The 20,449-nt window shown below is 50.7% G+C and carries 16 protein-coding genes; 10 read left to right on the top strand and 6 right to left on the bottom strand.

What is annotated here, in order from left to right; all coding sequences use genetic code 11:
• Nucleotides 1-23: 23 nt before the first annotated feature.
• Nucleotides 24-1,361, bottom strand: coding sequence for a family 8 glycosyl hydrolase (locus tag M2404_RS12665; protein ID WP_259240115.1), 1,338 nt, complete (start codon nt 1,359-1,361; stop codon nt 24-26).
• Between the two features lie 170 nt (nt 1,362-1,531).
• Here M2404_RS12665 and M2404_RS12660 point away from each other — a divergent pair, with 170 nt between their 5' ends.
• Entirely contained in the window at nt 1,532-2,959 is a 1,428-nt protein-coding gene (locus tag M2404_RS12660) for a sugar porter family MFS transporter (protein WP_259240114.1), read from the top strand.
• 74 nt (nt 2,960-3,033) lie between these two features.
• Here the strand turns inward: M2404_RS12660 and M2404_RS12655 are convergent, their stop codons facing one another.
• Nucleotides 3,034-3,855 (bottom strand): helix-turn-helix transcriptional regulator, encoded by an 822-nt coding sequence (locus M2404_RS12655; protein WP_259240112.1) that lies wholly within the window; start codon nt 3,853-3,855, stop codon nt 3,034-3,036.
• Between the two features lie 261 nt (nt 3,856-4,116).
• On the opposite strand from M2404_RS12655, the gene ggt reads away from it, so the two are divergent.
• The gene (ggt, locus tag M2404_RS12650) at nt 4,117-5,856 is read left to right on the top strand and encodes a gamma-glutamyltransferase (RefSeq protein ID WP_259240111.1); all 1,740 of its coding nucleotides are present in this window, start codon (nt 4,117-4,119) and stop codon (nt 5,854-5,856) included.
• Between the two features lie 102 nt (nt 5,857-5,958).
• Nucleotides 5,959-6,891 (top strand): aldose epimerase family protein, encoded by a 933-nt coding sequence (locus M2404_RS12645; RefSeq protein WP_259240110.1) that lies wholly within the window; start codon nt 5,959-5,961, stop codon nt 6,889-6,891.
• 95 nt (nt 6,892-6,986) lie between these two features.
• Here the strand turns inward: M2404_RS12645 and M2404_RS12640 are convergent, their stop codons facing one another.
• The 4 genes from M2404_RS12640 to xylB all read right to left on the bottom strand — a co-directional run bounded on the left by M2404_RS12640 (nt 6,987) and on the right by xylB (nt 11,358).
• The gene (locus tag M2404_RS12640; protein ID WP_259240109.1) at nt 6,987-7,352 is read right to left on the bottom strand and encodes a VOC family protein; all 366 of its coding nucleotides are present in this window, start codon (nt 7,350-7,352) and stop codon (nt 6,987-6,989) included.
• Nucleotides 7,353-7,390: 38 nt separating this feature from the next.
• Entirely contained in the window at nt 7,391-7,975 is a 585-nt protein-coding gene (locus tag M2404_RS12635) for an RNA polymerase sigma factor (RefSeq protein ID WP_259240108.1), read from the bottom strand.
• Between the two features lie 454 nt (nt 7,976-8,429).
• The gene (gene xylA, locus M2404_RS12630) at nt 8,430-9,749 is read right to left on the bottom strand and encodes a xylose isomerase (protein WP_259240107.1); all 1,320 of its coding nucleotides are present in this window, start codon (nt 9,747-9,749) and stop codon (nt 8,430-8,432) included.
• 142 nt (nt 9,750-9,891) lie between these two features.
• Nucleotides 9,892-11,358, bottom strand: a complete 1,467-nt coding sequence (xylB, locus tag M2404_RS12625) for a xylulokinase (RefSeq protein WP_259240204.1) — start codon at nt 11,356-11,358, stop codon at nt 9,892-9,894.
• 211 nt (nt 11,359-11,569) lie between these two features.
• Here xylB and M2404_RS12620 point away from each other — a divergent pair, with 211 nt between their 5' ends.
• The 7 genes from M2404_RS12620 to M2404_RS12590 all read left to right on the top strand — a co-directional run bounded on the left by M2404_RS12620 (nt 11,570) and on the right by M2404_RS12590 (nt 20,443).
• On the top strand, nt 11,570-12,766 hold the full coding sequence (locus M2404_RS12620; protein ID WP_259240106.1) for a XylR family transcriptional regulator: 1,197 nt from the start codon (nt 11,570-11,572) through the stop codon (nt 12,764-12,766).
• A gap of 177 nt (nt 12,767-12,943) precedes the next feature.
• Nucleotides 12,944-14,692, top strand: coding sequence for a glycoside hydrolase family 43 protein (locus M2404_RS12615; RefSeq protein ID WP_259240105.1), 1,749 nt, complete (start codon nt 12,944-12,946; stop codon nt 14,690-14,692).
• A complete protein-coding gene (locus M2404_RS12610; protein WP_259240104.1) occupies nt 14,692-17,562 on the top strand; it encodes a glycosyl hydrolase 115 family protein in 2,871 nt (956 codons plus the stop codon). The genes M2404_RS12615 and M2404_RS12610 overlap by 1 nt, the downstream gene beginning before the upstream one ends.
• 116 nt (nt 17,563-17,678) lie before the next feature.
• The gene (locus M2404_RS12605; protein WP_259240103.1) at nt 17,679-17,951 is read left to right on the top strand and encodes a type II toxin-antitoxin system TacA family antitoxin; all 273 of its coding nucleotides are present in this window, start codon (nt 17,679-17,681) and stop codon (nt 17,949-17,951) included.
• Complete coding sequence (locus M2404_RS12600; protein ID WP_473091812.1) at nt 17,951-18,445, top strand: GNAT family N-acetyltransferase; 495 nt, start codon at nt 17,951-17,953, stop codon at nt 18,443-18,445. Before M2404_RS12605 ends, M2404_RS12600 begins: the two co-directional genes overlap by 1 nt.
• 11 nt (nt 18,446-18,456) lie before the next feature.
• A complete protein-coding gene (zapE, locus tag M2404_RS12595; protein ID WP_259240203.1) occupies nt 18,457-19,569 on the top strand; it encodes a cell division protein ZapE in 1,113 nt (370 codons plus the stop codon).
• A gap of 148 nt (nt 19,570-19,717) precedes the next feature.
• A complete protein-coding gene (locus M2404_RS12590; RefSeq protein ID WP_259240101.1) occupies nt 19,718-20,443 on the top strand; it encodes a 5-oxoprolinase subunit PxpA in 726 nt (241 codons plus the stop codon).
• Nucleotides 20,444-20,449: the final 6 nt, after the last annotated feature.

Below are 20,449 nucleotides of genomic sequence, written 5' to 3'. Positions count from 1 at the left end.
CTGCCTGTTGATTATCGTTGTTTTTATTCTGTTTTATCTGTTGCTGCAGGCAACCAGGCCTGAAATTGCCCGCTTACGTGCAACAATGCCAGCATATACAACATGCCGTCATAGTAACGGTAGTGGCCTTCCGGTACGGGCAGCTGCCATAAAGCCTGCACAAATTTACCGGCATCGGGCCCTGTAGCGGCCAGGCTGGCTACGGCATTCATTGCCACTAAACCACTTTGCTGCGTGTTATCCAGCTTTTTGCCGTCCAGGCTGTATTGGCTGCTGTAGTTGCTTAGCCCTTCACTGATAAAAAACGCCTGCAGCCGGTTGCTTAGTTCTACTGCTCTGGCATCTTTGCGCCACCAGCTCCAGTCAAATGACCAGTTCATTGCCGTGCGCCAGGCATCAAAGCGAAAATCGGCCGACTCGGGCCGCCATGACGCCGCCCATGGGCTGCCGTCAAAGTTGCCGTAATCCGGTGTCAGGCCGGTTTTTGGGTGCGCAGCCTTGCTAAAATAATCACGGCTAACCCGGGCGGCCTGTTGCCAGAATGCCCGGTCGGCTTCTGGCCCCATTCTGGCCCACACTTCATAAAAAGCCGGTAAGTGGTAAGAGGCATCGGTATGGTCGGCATTGGCTAAATCGGGTGTAAAGCGCACCATGGCATATTCAGGATGAAACAAATTGGTGCCGGTTTGGCTGCCACGTAAGGTCTGGCCGGTAATAATGTTGCGGTGGCGCATATGCTGCAGCAATTCGTCGGCTTTGGCCTTGTACTGATATATGCCAGCCCCGTCGCCCCAGCGTACCGAGGCAAAATATAGCGCTGTAGCAAAATATTCTTCGCCATCAGGCGCGGGCATTTCATCCAGCGCCACACCGTTGGTACCTACAGACCAGGCAAAGTAGCCATAAGCCGGGTGCGCCGGGTCGCTATGGTGCATATGACTGACAGCCCAGTTCCACAGCGCATTAAATTCAGCCTGTTTATTCAGCTGCACGGCGATCATCATGCCGTACGACATACCCTCAGAGCGCACATCATTATTATTAATGTCTGCAATATATGCCTTGGTGCCATGCCCGTTACTGCCATCAGCAAAGTACACGGCCTGGGTATCTGGTGTGCCATAAAACAGCTGGTTAAAAGCCTGGCTGATTTTGGCGTTAATGGCCTGCTGACTGTAGCCCTGCTGAGCAAATAAGTTAGCGTAACGGCCACTAACAGCACTGCCCTGCTTTGCCTGCCCGGGCACTATAGTTGCTGTTTGCCGGTTAGCCGTACAGGCTGCTAACAGAGCTATCAGGCAAAGGCTGCAAACCAGTAGTGCCGGTTTGTATAACAGCAAAAATTTAGGTGCTGACATCATGGGTATTGCTACTTTTATAATGACAATCTGACCTTACCATACAATGCAAGGCCGCCTGGCGGATTAACGAAATGTACTGAAAGAATTATGTTTTTTAACAAGCACGCTGCTTAAGTACCGATTAAACTTTATGCTGCATAAAGATAACTACAATAACAGGGGTCACTATTTTGCAGCCTAACTCAGTAAACACAGCGCTCACTGCGACAGAGGCCGATAACCGCGGCTTTATTTTATTTATTACTATAGTTGCCACCTTAGGTGGCTTTTTATTTGGCTATGACAGCGGTGTAATTAACGGCACCGTGGATGGCCTGCAGCAGGCGTTTAATTCACAAAGTGCCGGTACCGGATTTAACGTAGCCAGCATGCTGCTGGGCTGTGCCGTTGGCGCTTTTTTTGCCGGCCGGTTAGCCGACATTAGCGGCAGGCGTACCTTACTGCAGGTTGCGGCCGTGTTTTTTGTTATCAGCGCCTGGGGCTCAGGCGTGGCAGACAGCTCACTGGAGTTTGTGTTTTACCGTATTCTCGGCGGTTTGGCGGTAGGGGCCGCGTCGGTAATGGCTCCGGCTTATATCTCTGAAGTGGCACCGGCGCGTTATCGCGGCATGCTCACCACAGTGCAGCAAATTGCCATTATCTTTGGCCTGTTTATGGCCTTTATCAGCAACTACTTACTGGCAAAATTCGCCGGTGCTTCTACCGCTATGCTGTGGCTGGATTTTGCCGCCTGGCGCTGGATGTTCTGGATGGAGCTGATTCCGGCAGTGCTGTTTTTACTGATGCTGTTGTTTATACCGGAAAGCCCGCGTTTTCTGGTGCTAAAAGGCAAAACAGCACTGGCGAACACGGTGTTAACGCGGCTGTATGGCGACACGGCAGCAACACGCAAATTAACCGAAATTCAGCAATCGCTGGAAGGCAATAATCAACCACAGCTGCGCGATTTAATAGACAAGCAAAGCGGCAAATTGCGTCGTATTGTCTGGGTTGGTATTGGCCTGGCTACGTTTCAGCAGTTAGTGGGTATTAATGTGGTGTTTTATTACGGCGCGGTGCTGTGGCAGGCAGTGGGCTTTTCCGAATCAGACGCGCTGCTAATTAATGTGATAAGCGGCGGCCTGAGTATTGCTGCCTGTGTGATTACGCTGCTGGTAATTGATAAAATTGGCCGCAAGCCACTGCTGAAATGGGGCTCTGTTGGCATGGCCATTACGCTGGCTTTGATGGTACTGGCTTTTGCCAATGCCGATCAGGACACCAATGGCCGCCTGCTGCTGGGCGACTGGGGTATAGTGGCGCTAATTAGTGCCAATGCTTATGTGTTTTTCTTTAATATGTCCTGGGGCCCGGTCATGTGGGTAATGCTGGGCGAGATGTTCCCTAATCAAATTCGCGGCTCAGGCCTGGCGGTTAGCGGCCTGGCACAGTGGAGCAGTAACTTCCTTATCACTATGACATTCCCGCTGTTGCTAAGCGGCATAGGCTTAGCCGGAGCTTATGGTTTATACACGCTGGGCGCGCTGATATCAGTAATCTTTGTCGCGAAAATGGTGCATGAAACCAAAGGCACCGAGCTGGAAGATATGCAGGGTTAAGGTGGAAGCACCAGATGCAATGGCAACTTTTGTTACAGCAGCACTTGTGGCTGCTGCTTTAACAATGCCGAATATCATTGATTTAGATTTGCCCACACTTTCGGCGTTGTACCAAAGCACTTTTTAAAATGTCGTGTCAGATGGCTTTGATCAGCAAAGCCACTGTTACAGGCGACTTGCACCAATGGCAAGCCATGCTCAATTAAGGCTTTTGCTTTTTGTAATCGCTTTAGTATTACGTAACGGTAAGGCGTTGTGCCATAGAGGGATCTAAAATCGCGAGCTACTTGCCACTTACTATATTGTGAAATAGCAGCCAGCTCATCCAGAGTGATGTCGATTGGCGTAGAGGAAGCAACGGTTATTACATCGTCAATGTATTCACGTACTTGTTTCATAGCAAAGTAGTTTGCCTGAGTATGTTTAATACTGTTAGACGTGGCGCGCTGTAAACAGCTGGCAAAAGCATAAATGAGATCCTCCTGCTCTAATGTTTCCAGCGGGCGGTTGAATTCTGCTAACAGCCGGGTGGCAATTCGGATAAAGTGGGGATCTCTCGTCACGCCACCTTGCAAAAAAGGCAAACTGGCGCCTTGCAGAACATTTTGCACGTCGACAGGGTTAATGGTTATCGCCCGATAAGCAAATGGGCTGTCGGTTCCAGCCTGGCCATCGTGGGTCTCGTCAGGGTGCAATATCACCACCTCACCGGGAAGGGAGTGGCGTAGTTCACCACGATAATTAAAGCTTTGCACACCAAGCGTTGTTAAAGCCAAGGTGTAAGTGTCATGGCTATGTGGCGCATAAGCCAGCCCGCTAAAACACGCCTCGATGCGTTCTGTCTCGCCAGCAGCTCTTTTTACCCAACTTTTTACCAGACTGTGGTTTTTATCCATCCTTGCGATACTCCTGCATTTACCCACTTCAAGCCAAGCCCAGGCTTTTTCAATACTTTACCTGACTTTGTGCATGCAATCGCAATATCGTTCAATAATGCACTGGCTGGCCGGGCTACTATAGCCCGGAACATTCATTGGGTTGTATTTTGTGACTAAAAATCGCATTGATTTCACCAAATCGTCTTCGGCTTATCACGCCGACAAGCAATAAACATTAGAAATTTGACTGTGGTTAAACGTAGAGGAAGATAAAATAATATGCGCGGGATCAAACGGTTTTTACTGTGGACGCTGGCGATAATTATGCTGGTGGCGATATCTGCCGTAGTGGCTGGTTTTTCATTTCGGGCAGGGCTTGGCTCGCCAGTCGAGCAGTTCCGGGAAAAGGCTGTGTATGCCCCCAATGGCGTAGTAGCAACCAGTCAACCCTTAGCCAGTCAGGCTGGTTTAACAGTGCTGAAAAATGGCGGCAATGCAATTGATGCAGCAATCACTGCAGCTGCGGTGCTTAGTGTGGTCGAACCCTATATGACCGGCATTGGCGGTGACATGTTTGCTATGGTGTGGCTGGAGCAAGAGCAGCGGCTGGTTGGTATTAATGGCAGCGGTCATGCAGGTGCTTTGATGACATTCGACAAAATGAAAGACCGCAGGCGGGTGCCGGATAGTGGCCCGCAATCTATTACACTGCCAGGCGCACTATCAGGCTGGGCGAAACTGTTAGAGGCGCATGGCACACTTACTTTGGCGCAAGCAATGGCCCCGGCTATTGAATTGGCGGAACAAGGTTTTCCGGTATCGGAAGCCACAGCGATTGAATGGGGGCTATTTGAAAGCAATATCAATTGGGACCCAGGTTCCCGTTCAACCTTTTTAATTGATCAGACCCGAACACCAAAGGCAGGTGAATGGTTTTATAACCCGGATTATGCCAACACGCTAAAGCTTATTGCAAAACACGGCCCACAGGTGCTGTACGGCGGTGAACTGGGAGAAAAAATTGCAGCAAGAGTGCAGGAGTTGGGTGGTTTTTTAACGCAAAGCGATTTTGCGAACTATAGTGCGACGTGGGTAGAGCCGATGTCTGTTTCGTTCAAAGAGTATCGCTTGTGGGAATTACCACCCAATGGCCAGGGTATTGCGGCTTTAGAAATGCTAAAGATATTAGAGCCTTATGATTTAGCCGCCATGCAGCACAATTCTGCTGATTATCTGCATCATTTAATTGAAGCAAAAAAATTAGCGTATGCTGACCTGGAGCACTTTGTCGGCGATCCGGCCTTTATGCAGATAAAACCAGAGCAATTATTGTCAGATCAGGTAATAAGCAAGCGGCGCGCACTCATCAATGCCAGCAAAGCGATGGCGCACGCGGCCCCTGAACCTTCGCTAACGACCAGCGATACCACCTATTTAAGCGTCGCGGATAAAGATGGCAACATGGTATCTTTTATTAACAGCTTAGCGGGACCTTTCGGCTCAGGCATTGTAGTGCCAGGCACCGGGTTTGCACTGCAAAACCGCGGGGTAGGACTATCAATACAACCAAACAGAGCAAATACCGTGGCACCGGGCAAACGCCCATTTCATACCATCATTCCGGGTTTTGTCACCAAAGCAGATGCCCAGGGTAAGCAACAACCCTGGTTAAGTTACGGCATTGTCGGTGGTCCGCAACAGCCGCAAGCACATGTCCAAGTGCTGCTTAACATGGTGCTGTTTGATATGAATGTACAACAAGCCATTGATGCACCGCGATTTCGGCACTGGGAAGACAATAATGTCAGTTTTGAACAAGCAATCCCGCAAAGCACCGTCGATAAGCTGTATTTGATGGGGCATGCACCACAAAATCCCATTATGGCAACAGCACAAGGTTTTTTTCATGGCAATAACACAGGCTTAGTATTCGGTGGTGGTCAGGCTGTGATGAAATTAGACAAAGGCTATGTTGCAGGCTCTGATTCCAGACGAGACGGCATAGCCGCGGCTCATTAAGCATTGCGGCTGGCAAATTCCGTAATAGCAGCGGCAGCTAACGCAATACTGCCGCTGCGCCGACAAGGTTAGGCTGAGTTATTTACCAGAGTAACTAAGCCTATGCGCCAATTTACCTTAACCAACCCGGCAGGCGACCGCCTGACGATACTGGAGCATGGTGCCAGCATGCAAAGCTGGCTAGTGCGTTTGGGTAACAGCCAGCGTGAGATAATCCTCGGCTACACAAACACCCGACAGTACCTGCAGGATAACTGCTATCTTGGTGCTGCGGTCGGCCCCTATGCCAACCGTATTGGCGGCGGCGTATTACCACTTGGCGAACAGCGTTATCAGTTACAGCAAAATGAAGGCCGCCATCACCTGCATGGCGGCAGTATTGGCTTGCACCGCCTGACGTGGCATTGCCTGCAGCATCACCCCTCTTTGCTGGTACTAGGCTGCACGGTGCAGGATGGCCAGGGCGGTTACCCCGGCCCACTGCAGTTTACTGTAACCTATCAGCTAAATGCAGACGGTTCGCTGGATATTACGCTTGAAGCGCAGTCAGCGCAGTTAACGCTGGCCGGGCCAACCCTGCACCCATACTTTAATTTGTCTGGCATAGCCGAGCCGGTAAACCGGCATCAGCTATGGCTTAACGCCGAGCAATATACCCCGACCGACAATGATAAAATTCCCACCGGTGCGCTACTGTCAGTAGACGAAACCGCACTGGATTTTCGCCACTGCAAAACCATCGGCACAGTACTGCTTGATCACAATTTGGTAGTTAACACCAATATGCAGCACCCCGCAGCGATACTAACCAGCCCGGATCAACAGCTCAGGTTACTGGTAAGCTCAGACTACCCCGGCCTGCAGGTTTATAGCGGTGATTATCTGGCCGTGCCTTTTACCCCACGTCAGGGTATTTGCCTGGAGCCGCAGTTCTATCCCGACGCCCCAAACCACAGCCAGTTCCCACTGCGTTTAACCGGGCCAGAACAACCGTTTTTGGCGCATATATGTTATCAGTTGGAAAGAAACACTTAGTACAGACAAAACCTTAAGCAAATTGCCAAATTTTAAAGCCATACCTTAAGTGCCGAAGTGGCAGCCGCGTCAGATACGGCTGCCGCCCGTCTTTATCAAACGCTTTGCTGATAAACGGACAAAATATAACCGTCCGGGTCAAGGAAATCTGCTGATAAGCCACCCGGAGCATGGCTAACAGGCGTGACGATAGTTACCCCGGCTTCCGCCAGATTACTAACCACCTGCTCAATATCTTCAGTCAGTTCAAACACGATAACCGGCGAAGATCCAATTTTCACTTCACCTTTAAAAAAGACCAAATCAACATTTCCCGGAATAGAAGCATGCAACCAGGGTTCCCCTTTGTCGTCGGCCTCCATCCGCTCTACCTGCAGCCCAATAGTGTCGCGGTAAAAAGCTTCTGTACGGCCAATGTCAGACACATAATAAACGATGGTACCTATGCGCAATGTTTTCATTTGTTGTTTCCTTACCTATAAAGGCGAACTGCCCGACACTAAGTTGCCGCCGAATTGTTTTTTGTGAGGTGTGAAATAATAAATAAATGCCCGTCAGGATCGTGGCAGCCCAGTTTCCCTGTCTGCGCCAGCAACGGCAGTAGCCGCTGGCGAATTTGCCCATACGGCAAAGGTAACTTCAGCATACAAAACTCTTGCGGATTATGCTGCCGGTATTGCAGCTGTTTTCGTAGCGCGCTAAGCCGTTGCCTCAACGCCACATCAGATAACCCAAGAAGGTAACAGATTTCCTGTCGGTTATGCCCCGCCATAATTAAGCGTGCCACCAACTGTTGCCCGGCGGAAAGAATCTGTAACCAACGGGTGTCTGGCGGAATAGGTTCTGCCGCTTGCTGCGGCATCAACTGATAATAACCGGAATCACGCTGGCGGCTACGCACGGCACTGCGGGCACGCTCCAGTGCCAAATGGCGAATAACACCACGCAGCCAGCGCAGGTTCGCCGCCAGGCTCAGCTCTGCCCGTCCTTGCCTGACAGCTTCAAGCAGCGCATCCTGCAATAGATCCTCAGCTTCATGTTGCTGCCGGCTACAATAAATTGCGTAACGCTGGAGTTTTTTCATCAACTGCAACGGGCCAGCCTCTGCATTTTTTATTCTCGTACTTACCTTCAAAATGTAACCAACCACGCAGAAAACAACACAGAAGTATCAGTATTTATCACACCATGCCTGCTGGTTAAGCTATATGGAGCCATGACCTCCTGCAAGCAAAAAGTACGGCAAGCAGAAATATCCATCACACAGATTACTTGCACCAACACGTCATTGTAAGTTAGGGATATGCGGTTTAATGAATAAACAGGCTCAATAAACAGGGTCAGATAACAATAAACAGGGTCAGATAAAAATTAAATATCTTCCAGCAGTGTCTGTCAGCCGCTGATCGATTCTGGCTCGCACTGGGGCAGCCGTTTGCGGTACATATTTGTTTTTAACCGGCAAAAATACACGCTATGTTGATAATTAGCATAAAAAAGCCCGGCAAGCCGGGCAACAACAACGGGGTAACACAACCTTAGCGGTACAGCACCAGATTAACCTGATTTTCTAACCTTTCTTGCTGGCCGCTCACTGCTTGCGGGTTCAGTTGTTCGCGCGCGACCATATCAGCCAGTGATTGCAGGCTGTGCTCACCGCTCTGAATGGCTTTACCCAGGGTGTTGCTCCAGCCAGCGTAGCGTTTGGCAACAGCGGCGCTTAGGAAGTCTTTTTCCAGCAAGGTAGCGGCACGTTTTAATGCCATGGCCAGATGGTCCATGCCACCGATATGGCCATAAAACAGATCGTAACGATCGACACTCTGGCGGCGCAACTTGGCGTCAAAATTAAAGCCGCCGGTAGATAAACCGCCCGATTTTAAAATTTCGTACATTACCAGGCTTAACTCTTCCACGTTGATAGGAAACTGATCGGTATCCCAGCCGTTTTGTGCGTCCCCCCGGTTGGCGTCGATGCTGCCAAAAATACCCAGCGAAATAGCAGTTGCCACTTCATGGTGAAAAGAATGGCCGGCCAGGGTGGCATGGTTGGCTTCGATATTAACTCTGAACTCTTTTTCCAGGCCGTACTGCTTTAAAAAGCCGTACACTGTTGCTGAGTCATAATCGTACTGGTGTTTAGTGGGCTCTTGCGGTTTAGGCTCTATCAGTAAGGTGCCTTTAAAACCAATTTTATGCTTATGCTCTACCACCATTTGCATAAAGCGGCCCAGTTGGGCACGTTCCTGGCGCAGATCCGTGTTAAGCAACGTTTCGTAGCCTTCACGGCCGCCCCACAGTACATAGTTATCACCGCCCAGCCGTTTGGTAGCGTTCAGGGCATGAAATACCTGGGTAGCACCGTAACTGAATACTTCAGGATCGGGGTTAGACGCAGCACCGGCGGCATAGCGCGGGTTGCTGAATAAATTTGCGGTACCCCACAACAGTTTAACGCCGGTTTGCGCTTGATTTTGCTCCAGCACATCTACCATGGCAGCAAAATTATTAACGTACTCTTTAATGCTGTTGCCTTCGGGTGCTACGTCAACGTCATGAAAACAATAATACGGAATGCCTAACTTTTGGAAAAACTCAAAGGCAACATCGGCTTTATGCTTTGCCTGTTGCATAGCATCACCGGCTGCCAGCCAGGGCCTGCCAAAGGTGGGCTGGCCAAACACATCCTGGCCGTTCCAGCAGAAATTATGCCAGTAGCAGGCTGCCATGCGCAGGTGCTCTGCCATGGTTTTACCGAGGATTTTTTCACTGGCGTTGTAATGTTTAAATGCGAGGGGATTGGTGCTGTCAGCACCTTCATAGGCAATTTTATCTACTTGATCGAAATACTGAGCCACGCTGCTCTCCTTGGTTTTGCATACATATTGCCTGAGTAATGTTGGGCAATGATGCGGCTTATCACAATTATGTTTTTTCAGAGCCATCTTGTGCTTTTCAACATAATTGCCATCGTCATTGCTTTGGCTCAGAAGCTGTAGCTTAAAAATGTCCGGCCAGGCTCTGGTACAGTGCTTTGAATTTGCTGTAGCGCGGCAATAGTGCAGCATGGCGCTGGCTGTCGGGCAAATGCCGGCTTACCAGCTCAGGTTGCGGGCAAATATCGGCCATTGGGGTATGTGGCTCTATAGCCAGCCGCGCCAGCCTGGCAGCGCCCAGTGCAGGCCCCACTTCACCGCTTTGGCGAAAGCTAAGCGGCAGGTTTAATATATCTGCCACTAGCTGGCGCCAATAAGCACTGCGGGCGCCACCGCCAATCAGGTTAATTTCTGTCGGCTGCAGGCCGCTGGCATGCACGGCATCGGCCCCTTGCGCCAGGGCAAAGCTCACGCCTTCTAACACTGAATAGGTAAGCGCTTTGCGATCTGTGCTGTGGCTTAAACCAAACCAGACGCCTTTAGCATTAGGGTTATTGTGCGGTGTACGTTCGCCAGATAAATAAGGTAAAAACAGTGGCAACTCTGCAATATCCGCACTTGTATCTGCACTGGCCTGCTCCAGTTCTGCTAACAGCTCAGCCACCGGCGCATGTGCCACCTGTTCGGCGTACCATTGCAGGCAACTGGCGGCACTTAAGGTTACCGACATTAAATGCCAGCTACCGGGTAATGCATGGCAAAAACTATGCACTGCCGACTGCGGATTCGCCATAAACCCATCGCTGACCGCAAAATACACCCCCGAGGTGCCAAGCGATAACATGGCCTGCCCAGCACGGACAATACCGGCGCCAACAGCCCCGGCGGCGTTATCCCCGCCACCGGCAACCAGTGGTACTTCGACCATGCCCCAGCGCTGCGCCAGTTCTGGCAGCAAAGTACCGGTGATCTGGTTGCCTTCATACAATTGCGGCATGTGCCCGCGGTGTAAACCACAGGCCTGTAGCAGTGCGTCGCTCCAGTCGCGCCCGGCCATATCCAGCCATAAAGTGCCGGCCGAGTCAGACAGATCAGAGGCAAAATCACCGCTTAGGCAAAAGCGCAGGTAGTCTTTTGGCAATAATACTTTTGCGACACGGGCGAAGTGCTCTGGCTCGTTTTGATGCAACCATAACAATTTTGGTGCAGTAAAACCGGGCATGGCCAGATTACCGGTAAACTGCTGCAATTGCGGCACCTGTTGCTGCAACTGCTGGCACTGCGCAAAAGCGCGGCCATCGTTCCACAGTATCGCCGGACGGATTATCTGGTTGTTGCTGTCAAGCAAGGTGGCACCATGCATTTGCCCCGCCAGCCCGATGGCTTTTACCCCGGCCAGCGGCTGGCGCTGGCTTAGCTGGGCCATGCATTGCTGCAGGCCAGCCCACCAGTGCTGTGGGTCTTGTTCTGACCATAATGGATGAGGCCGGCTTACGGAAAGGTAGCTACTGCTACTGTCAATAACGCTGCCGGAGCTACTAAGTAAAATAACCTTTATGCCGGATGTGCCTAAGTCTATACCTATGTACATTTGCAATAATTATCCGAATGTTAGCGTTGATGAACGCATCTTTGATGAGCCTGCTGCCAGCAGCAATTACGAAAATTCATAATGAATGGCCGAATTATGTTTTCTGGTTTGCCTGTTGCGCTGGCTGGTCTAATATTGAACACGCTTGCACTATTTTAGTTAAAAAAACAAAACAAAAATAATAACCAGATAAACCAGACGGGGCGGGGATATGTTTAAGGCCAAACACAGCATTACGTTGTTGTTTAATGCGAACAAAGTTTACGATCGACAGGTTATTGAGGGTATAGGCCACTATTTACAGTCATCTAAAGTGGATTGGGATCTGTATCTGGAAGAGGATTTTCTCTGCCGGCTGGAACATATTCACGAGTGGAGCGGCGATGGCATTATTGCCGACTTTGATGATATGAATATCCAGCGCGCTTTGGCAGGCACAGTAAAACCGCTGGTTGGTGTTGGTGGGTCTTACAATAATGCCGCCGATTACCCGGCAGTGCCCTATGTCGCTACCGATAACTACGCTTTAGTACAAAGTGCCTATGAGCATTTAAAACGTAAAGGGCTGGATCGCTTTGCGTTTTACAGTGTACCGGTGGATGAACAGCACCGCTGGGCACGTGAACGTGAAAGTGCCATACGCACGCTAACAGCCCAAGATGGTTACGATTGCCAGGTATATCAGGGCCACTGCACCCGGCCGGAAACCTGGCAATATGCGATGAACCGCCTGACCGATTGGATTCAGGGCCTGCCCAAACCCATCGGCATTATTGCCGTAACCGACTCTCGCGCCCGCCATTTGCTGCAGGCCTGTGAGCACGTTGGCATTATTGTGCCAGACAATATCGCCATTATTGGTATCGACGATGATGATATTGCCCGTTATCTCAGCCGCATTAGTTTAAGTTCGGTAACCCAGGGCTGCTTTGAAATGGGTTACAAGGCCGCCAAGCTGCTGCATATGCAACTGAACAATATTGATGTGGGTAATAAGCGTATTCTGGTGCCGCCGGTGGGCGTGGCTTCGCGCCAGTCTACCGACTTTAAAGCCCTGCGCGACCCTTATGTTATTCAGGCTATGCATTACATTCGCCGCCATGCCACCCGTGGCGCCAAGGTTGAACAGGTTACAGACTTTGTTGGTATTTCGCGCTCTAACTTAGAGCAACGCTTCCGCTCGGAGCGGGGCCATTCTATTCATACAGAATTGCATAACCAAAAGCTGACCAAAGCCTGCAAAATGCTGCGAGAAACCGAGGTTAATCCCACCGAGATTGCCAAAATGTGCGGTTACCCGTCGTTACAATATATGTATGCCGTTTTTCAGCGCCATTTCAGCCAGACACCAAAAGAGTACCGTACTGAGCGCCATGACGCCTTTAACGCCATGGCGGTAAATGATTAACCTGAAACGCTGCTATTTGCCCGGTTAGCGCTTTGGGCAAAAAACGCACAACGCAGACGTATTTTCATAACACTAAGGCCATTGATGAATATGGCCTTTTTTCTTTTAATGACACTACCTTTTATGTAGCGGGCCAGCGCACAGGCTGCCCCGGCATTGACAGCGGGAGTGTTATAAATGACAAACAACTATCGGACGATGTTACAACAATCGGTACTGGGGCTGGTGTTTTGCTTAAGCGCCTGCCAACCCGCTGTGGATACAGTAGCAAACCACACCCCTACACCAGCACCTGCAGCCGCACAATTTAACTGGTTTGAATATCAGGGCCTTGACCCGCTGTTTGCCGAGCCATTAGCGCAGGGCACCTATCAGAACCCGGTACTGGCGGGCTTTTTCCCTGATCCCAGCATTACCCGCAATGGTGATGACTATTATATGACGGTGTCGTCTTTTACCTACACACCCGGGCTGCCCATTCTGCACAGCCGCGACTTGGTAAACTGGCAGCTTGTTGGCTATGCGCTAACGCGCCAGTCGCAAATGGAAATGGCCGGTTTGCAGGTGTCGCGCGGTATTTTCGCCCCTACGCTGCGTTACCATAATGGCACTTACTATATTATCACCACCGTAGTAGACAGAGGCGGCAACTTTATTCTTGCTGCTACCGATCCTGCTGGCCCCTGGTCTGATCCCATCTGGCTACCTGAAGTAGAAGGTATCGACCCGGATATTTTCTTTGATGACGATGGCAAAGTGTATATTGCCCACAATGGCGACCCCGTCGAATCATTGTACGAGGGCCATAAAGCCATTTGGTTATGGGAATACGATTTAGCAAACCAGAAAATTGTAGCCGATTCACAACGGCTACTGGTTAATGGCGGTGTTGACTTAAGCACTAAACCGATCTGGATTGAAGCCCCGCACCTGTATAAGCATGATGGCTGGTATTATTTACTCTGTGCCGAAGGCGGTACAGCAGATCAGCATTCGGCGGTAATCTTTCGCAGCCGCAGCCTGACAGAACCTTTCGTACCTTATAGCAACAACCCTATTTTAACCCAGCGCGATCTGGCACCCGAGCGGCCGGATCCTATTACCACCGCTGGTCATGCCGACTTTGTACAACTGCCCGATGGCAGCTGGTGGGCGGTATTTCTGGCCAGCCGCGCCTATCAGGAACGCTATTTTAATACCGGCCGTGAAACCTTCTTATTACCGGTTAGCTGGCAGGATGGCTGGCCGCATATTTTACCGGCCGGTGAAGCGATTCTTTACCGCCCTGCTGCCCCGGCCAGCCTGGCCACGCAAACTGCAGCGCAACCACTGACCGGCAACTTTAGCTGGCGTGACGACTTTAGCGCAAACACTCTGGATTTAAACTGGAATACCTTGCGTAAATATGACCAAAGCTGGCTTAGCCTGAACAAGCAGCAACTTACGCTGCAGGCCGGTGCCAGCGGGCTGGATTCATCCGAGCAACCGGCTTTTATTGGCCGTCGCCAACAACATACCCATTTTGATGCCAGCACCAGCTTAACACTACCTGCCGGGCAAGCCTCTGCCAGTGAACGCTCTGCAGGCCCGTTTTCTGCCGGAATAGTCGCGTTTCAAAACGAGCAATATCACTACTATTTGGGTATTAAAGCCCAGGGTGAGCAAGTGAGCATTTTTCTGGAACAGGCCAATGGCGGCGCACCGCAGCAAATAGCCAGCCAGCCGCTAACCGACACCATTGAGCCAATCCGCCTGAAAATAAGCGGCCGCGCCGGTAGCATCAGTTTTTATTACGCAAAAGGCAATGACGACTGGCAAGCACTGGCCGGCACCCAGGACGCCAAACTGTTAAGCACGCAGGTAGCCGGTGGTTTCGTTGGCACTATGCTGGGTTTACATAGCCGACAGGAAACCGGGGTTAACTGATGAAAGCATCTTTATTACTGCACTGTTTACTACTGTACTGTGCGCTGTTTAGCCTGCAAACATATGCCTTGCCGGGTGATTATCTGGCACTGACGCCCGCTAAAGCTGATTTTGCGCTGGTAGGCAAAAACAGCCAGGCCACCATTCTGCTAGCAGAGCAAGACCATAAAGGCTTATTGCGGGCAGTTAACAGCCTGCAGCAAGATATTGCCAATGTTAGTGATAAACAGCTGAGTATCAGCTACAAACCAGGAGCTGAGCCAACCGGGCAAGTACTGATTATTGGTACCCTGGGCAATAACCCGCTGCTGGATCAACTGACAGCAGCAGGCAAACTGGATAGCAGCGCTATTGCCGGCAAGTGGGAAGCCTATCTTATTCAGGTGATAGAGCAACCGTTGCCGGGCGTAGCACAAGCTCTGGTTATAGCGGGCAGTGACAAACGCGGCGCTATTTACGGCGTGTTTGATTTGGCCGAAACCCTTGGCGTTTCGCCATGGCACTGGTGGGCCGATGTGCCGGTAGTAAAACGCGAACAGCTGTATATTAAAGCGGGCACCGCCATTACTGATGCACCAAAGGTAAAATACCGCGGCATTTTTCTGAACGACGAACACCCGGCATTAACAAACTGGGTAACGGAGAAATTCGGCGACTATAACAGCCAGTTTTATATCCATGTATTTGAGTTGTTACAAAGACTTAAAGCCAACTTTTTATGGCCGGCAATGTGGAACAACGCCTTTGCCGATGATGATCCGCAAAATGCCGTTCTGGCCGATGAAATGGGCATAGTGATGAGCAACAGCCACCACGAGCCGATGATGCGCGCCGACAAAGAATGGAACCGATACGGCGAAGGGCCCTGGGAATACTCTATCAACCGCGACAATATCTATAAGTTCTGGCAGCACGGCGCGAAGCGGCACAAAAACCTGGAAAGTATTTTTACGCTGGGTATGCGCGGCCAGGAAGACGAACCGATGAGCGAAGGCGATAATATTGAATTACTGCAGCAGATAGTGGCCGATCAGCGCACTATTTTGCAGCAAACCTTTACCGACCGCCCGATTGAAACTGTGCCGCAGGTATGGGCGCTGTACAAAGAAGTGCAGAGCTTTTACGAGCGAGGCATGCGGGTACCCGACGATGTAACCCTGCTGTGGGCTGACGATAACTATGGCAATATCCGCCGCTTACCTACCGCCAGCGAGCGTAACCGGGCCGGTGGAGCCGGCGTGTATTATCATTTTGATTATGTTGGCAGCCCCCGCTCGTATCGCTGGATCAACACCGTGCCGATGGCAAAAATCTGGGAACAAATGCAGCTGGCCTGGCACTATCAGGCTGACCGTATCTGGATAGTGAATGTCGGTGATTTAAAACCGATGGAATTTCCGATTGATTTTTTCCTGCGTATGGCCTGGAACCCGGACGCTTTTAACGCTAACAATTTGCAGCAATATGCTGTTGACTGGGCCACGCAACAATTTGGCCCTGAACATGCCTCCACCATAGCAGAGCTGATCCAGGGCTACACCCGGCATAACGGCCGCCGCAAGCCCGAAGCGGTAGAGCCCGGCACTTACAGTATTTTTCATTACAGTGAGGCACAGCGCATCAGCGATGAACTGGCACAACTGGTAGCAACATCAGATAAGGTACAACAGCAGTTAATCCCAAAGCTGCATGATGCTTATATTCAGCTGGTTGCCCACCCACTAAAAGCCAGCCAGGCGGTGTATGAGCTAAACCGCGCGGTGGCGATAAACCAGCTGCATGGCGCACAAGGCCGGGTTACCACCAACTACTGGGCGCAGCAGGTAAGGTTTTGGTTTAACCGCGACGCCGAACTGACAGCACAATACCATAGCCTGGGCAACGGCCGCTGGAACCATATGATGTCGCAACCACATATTGGTTTTACTTACTGGCGTAACCCACCGGCTAACCTGATGCCTGTTGTCTCAGTAGCTGAACCTATGGCAGTAGCAGATATGGGCGTAGCCGCCGAAGGTTCACCACTATCATGGCCAATAAGCGAATATCAGGGCCAGCAACTGGTACTGGATAGCTTTTATCCGCATGGCCAGCAACAACGCACTATCGAAGTGTTTAATAAAGGCACAGTGCCATTTGAGTTTAGCGCTAAAGCCTCGGCAGACTGGGTAAAACTGAGCCACAGCAGCGGTAAAATCAACGTTGAGCAACACATTGCCGTATCCGTTGACTGGAGCAAAGCCCAAACCGGGCTGAATAACGCCGAAGTGCATATTCAGGGCACCGGCTGGGGCGGGGCAAAAGTACAGCTAGCCGCCATAAAACCCGCTACAACAGCAACACAGGGTTTTGTTGAAGCAGATGGCTATATCGCTATCGAAGTCGCCAGTGGCAAAACGGTTGCCAATAATAAGCAAGCCTGGTGGCAGGAAATTCCGGGCCATGGCCGCACGCACTCTTCAATGTCAGCCATGACAGTGCCGGATTATCAACCCAGTGCGCTAAAACAGGCACCTTATCTGGAGTATCCGCTGTTTTTTCATAGCACCGGCACTTTTACCCTGCACAGCATAGTGGCACCCACGCTGGACCTAGTGCCGGGGCGCGGCCTGCGTTTTGCCGTGGCACTGAATAACAACCCGCCGCAACTGGTTGATACACTGGCCGATAACAGCCAGCAGGTGTGGGAGCAATCGGTACTGGATGGTGTGCGTATAATTAAAAGCCCGCTGCAGGTAACTAAACCCGGCGCCCATACACTGCGTATTTATCTGGTAGATCCGGCGCTGGTGCTGCAAAAACTGCTGATCGATACCGGTGGCCTTAAACCCAGTTATCTTGGCCCACAAGAAAGTAAACGGCTGCGCTAGCGGCTGTTTTCACTTGGAGCTTATCGCAATGTGCCAAACTGGCACATTGCTTGACCTTTTTAGCTTTAACATCCACAATACACCAAAGCACCACTTTGACACATGAGAGTAAACTAATGAGCACCACAGCCCCCAGAATTACCGCACGGGTTGATCTTGATACTCAAGAAATGCTGTCGCAGGCAGCCGCTATTGCTGGTATGCCTAGTATTAACGCTTTTGTATTAAGTGCTGCGGTAGAAAAAGCCCAGCAGATTATCGAGCGCGAACAATCTCTTAAGCTGTCAGAGCGTGATGCTATGTTGCTGATGCAGGCGCTGGATAGCCCCGCAGCAGCTAATGCTAACTTAAAAGCTGCTGCAACACGTTATGAAACCAAAACACATTGATGCAAACGGTACTGCTGGATAAAGTTAAACATGACCGCAACCGCTTTGATTGCGGCATTGTGCCATTAAACAACTACCTGAAAGTAATGGCTGGCCAGCAAGCACGTAAAGACAACAGCCGTACCTTTGTGCTGGAAGATGATAACAACCCTCAGCATATAGCCGGTTTTTACACTCTGACCATGACCCCGGTTGACTTAAACGCACTACCAACTCCTTTACAGAAAAAGCATCAGCCAGGAACCTCCGCCGGCCTCATTGCCCGGTTGGCAGTTGATCAGCGTTATAAGAACCTGCGGCTGGGCGAATGGTTGCTGATAGATGCCCTGCGAAAATTGCTGCATGCCAGCGATACCGTGGGTTTTCCACTGGTGATAGTCGATGCTAAAGACGGTGTAAGCCAATTTTATCAACACTACGGCTTTACCGCCTTTGCCGATAGTGAAAATAAACTGTTTATTACCATCGCCGATATCCGCGCCAGTTTTGCTTAAGTGAGGCAGTTATTCCACTTACCCTATACCAACAGCAGGTTGCCAAGGCAGCGCTAAGCTACGACGAAAACCAGTATCAACTGCTGCAGCACTTATCGCTGCTGGCACAGAAGCTAAGTAGCGGCCAAAGCGCCGCGGCTCCGTCTTCGCTGCGTGGTTTGTACATTCAGGGCCCGGTTGGCCGTGGCAAAACCCTGCTGATGGATCTGTTTTACCAACAGCTAAAAACATCGCAGAAGATCCGGCTGCATTTTCATCATTTTATGGCACGTATTCACCAGGAGCTGCACCAGCTAAGCGGCCAGCCAGAGCCGTTGCAGCATATTGCTGCGCAGTGGGCAGCGCAGTACCGGGTATTGTGTTTTGATGAGTTTTTTGTCAACGACATCGGCGATGCCATGTTACTCGGTACGCTATGGCGCCATTTGTTTAACGCTGGCGTGGTATTGGTTACTACCTCGAATGCTTTGCCGGAGCAGCTATACGCCAATGGCCTTCAACGGCAACGGTTTTTGCCCACTATCGCCTTGTTGCAGCAACACTGCGAGGTGGTAACGCTGGACAGCGGCGAAGATTACCGCCTGCACCAGCAGCAAAGCTGGCCGTATTATTTACAGGGTGCCAGCCTGGCAACACTGCAACAAAAGGCAGAGCAACTAAGCGGCCCGCTGACGGCATTACCAACAATTAATTTGCTAAACCGCAATGTACCGGCACTGTGGCATAACCAACACCTTATAGGCTTTAACTTTAACGCCATTTGCGCCGGGCCGCGTAGCCAGCTGGATTATATGGCGCTGTGTAGCCAGTACACCGCTATTGCCGTACACGGCGTACCGCAATTTAGCTATCTGGCCGATAAGCCGATAGTGCACGGCGTTGAAGACTGTTATCAGCGTGAGCACAAAGAATACTATGTCAGCAAACTGGACAACGAAGCCCGCCGCTTTATCGCCCTGGTAGATGAATGCTACGACAGAGGCACTATGTTACTGCTTAGCGCCGACGTGCCGGTTAATGAGTTGTATCAGGCAAAACAACTGGCGTTCACCTTCGCCCGTTGCAGCTCGCGGCTGCATGAAATGCAAAACCGCGGGTTAAAACACAACACCACCATCACATAAAGCAGTTTTTGCCAACAACAGGGCATACTTGCTACCCTGATCATAAGCTTGTGCGACCAACAGATAGCAGTAACTGGTCGCATACGACTAGACTATTACTAAAATTGAACGCAATATGAATAAATTATTTTTCCATTGCGGAGGGAAGATGAAACTTAACTGTGATTTGGGTGAAAGCTTTGGCAGCTGGCAAATGGGGCTGGACAGCGACGTTATGCCACATATTGATATGGCCAATATTGCCTGTGGCTTTCATGCCGGTGATGCGGATGTAATGGCAAAAACCTTACAACTGGCGAAACAGCACAGTGTTGTTATCGGCGCACACCCATCTTACCCCGACTTACAAGGCTTTGGCCGACGTAGTATGGCTCTGTCGCACAGTGAAATAGTGAACAGCCTGCATTACCAGATTGCCGCACTGGATGGTATGGCACAAAGCGCTGGCTTAACCCTTAGCTATGTCAAGCCGCACGGTGCTTTATACAACGATATGATGAGCAAACCAGCCGTATTTGCTGCGGTACTGGACGCCGTTACCAGCTACTATAAACCGCTTAAACTGATGATTTTAGCCACAGCACAGCAGCAGGATTACCGCGATTTAGCAGCTACCAAGGGCGTTACTCTGTTATTTGAAGCCTTTGCTGACCGGCGTTATACAGACGATGGCAAACTCACCCCGCGCAACCAGCCGGGCGCTGTATTACATGCTGATGAAATGCTGGCCCAGGTTACCCAACTGGTTAAACACGGCATCGTCACCACCGCAAGCGGCAAACAACTGGCTCTGGCTGCCGATACATTGTGTGTGCATGGCGATAACCAGGCCGCTATTGCCCAGGTGCAGCAAATTAGGGCCCTGTTAAAATGAGTATGG

Source organism: Rheinheimera pacifica (genome assembly GCF_024809855.1).
GTDB lineage: Bacteria > Pseudomonadota > Gammaproteobacteria > Enterobacterales > Alteromonadaceae > Alishewanella > Alishewanella pacifica_A.
Note: the sequence above shows the minus strand (reverse complement) of the source record. Positions and strands in the feature narration are given on the sequence as shown.

Coding starts and splice junctions, on each gene's coding strand:
- M2404_RS12665 (WP_259240115.1), bottom strand. CDS start 1,361: ATGATGTCAGCACCTAAATTTTTGCTGTTATACAAACCGGCACTACTG.
- M2404_RS12655 (WP_259240112.1), bottom strand. CDS start 3,855: ATGGATAAAAACCACAGTCTGGTAAAAAGTTGGGTAAAAAGAGCTGCT.
- ggt (WP_259240111.1), top strand. CDS start 4,117: ATGCGCGGGATCAAACGGTTTTTACTGTGGACGCTGGCGATAATTATG.
- M2404_RS12645 (WP_259240110.1), top strand. CDS start 5,959: ATGCGCCAATTTACCTTAACCAACCCGGCAGGCGACCGCCTGACGATA.
- M2404_RS12640 (WP_259240109.1), bottom strand. CDS start 7,352: ATGAAAACATTGCGCATAGGTACCATCGTTTATTATGTGTCTGACATT.
- M2404_RS12635 (WP_259240108.1), bottom strand. CDS start 7,975: ATGAAAAAACTCCAGCGTTACGCAATTTATTGTAGCCGGCAGCAACAT.
- xylB (WP_259240204.1), bottom strand. CDS start 11,358: ATGTACATAGGTATAGACTTAGGCACATCCGGCATAAAGGTTATTTTA.
- M2404_RS12620 (WP_259240106.1), top strand. CDS start 11,570: ATGTTTAAGGCCAAACACAGCATTACGTTGTTGTTTAATGCGAACAAA.
- M2404_RS12615 (WP_259240105.1), top strand. CDS start 12,944: ATGACAAACAACTATCGGACGATGTTACAACAATCGGTACTGGGGCTG.
- M2404_RS12610 (WP_259240104.1), top strand. CDS start 14,692: ATGAAAGCATCTTTATTACTGCACTGTTTACTACTGTACTGTGCGCTG.
- M2404_RS12605 (WP_259240103.1), top strand. CDS start 17,679: ATGAGCACCACAGCCCCCAGAATTACCGCACGGGTTGATCTTGATACT.
- M2404_RS12600 (WP_473091812.1), top strand. CDS start 17,951: ATGCAAACGGTACTGCTGGATAAAGTTAAACATGACCGCAACCGCTTT.
- M2404_RS12590 (WP_259240101.1), top strand. CDS start 19,718: ATGAAACTTAACTGTGATTTGGGTGAAAGCTTTGGCAGCTGGCAAATG.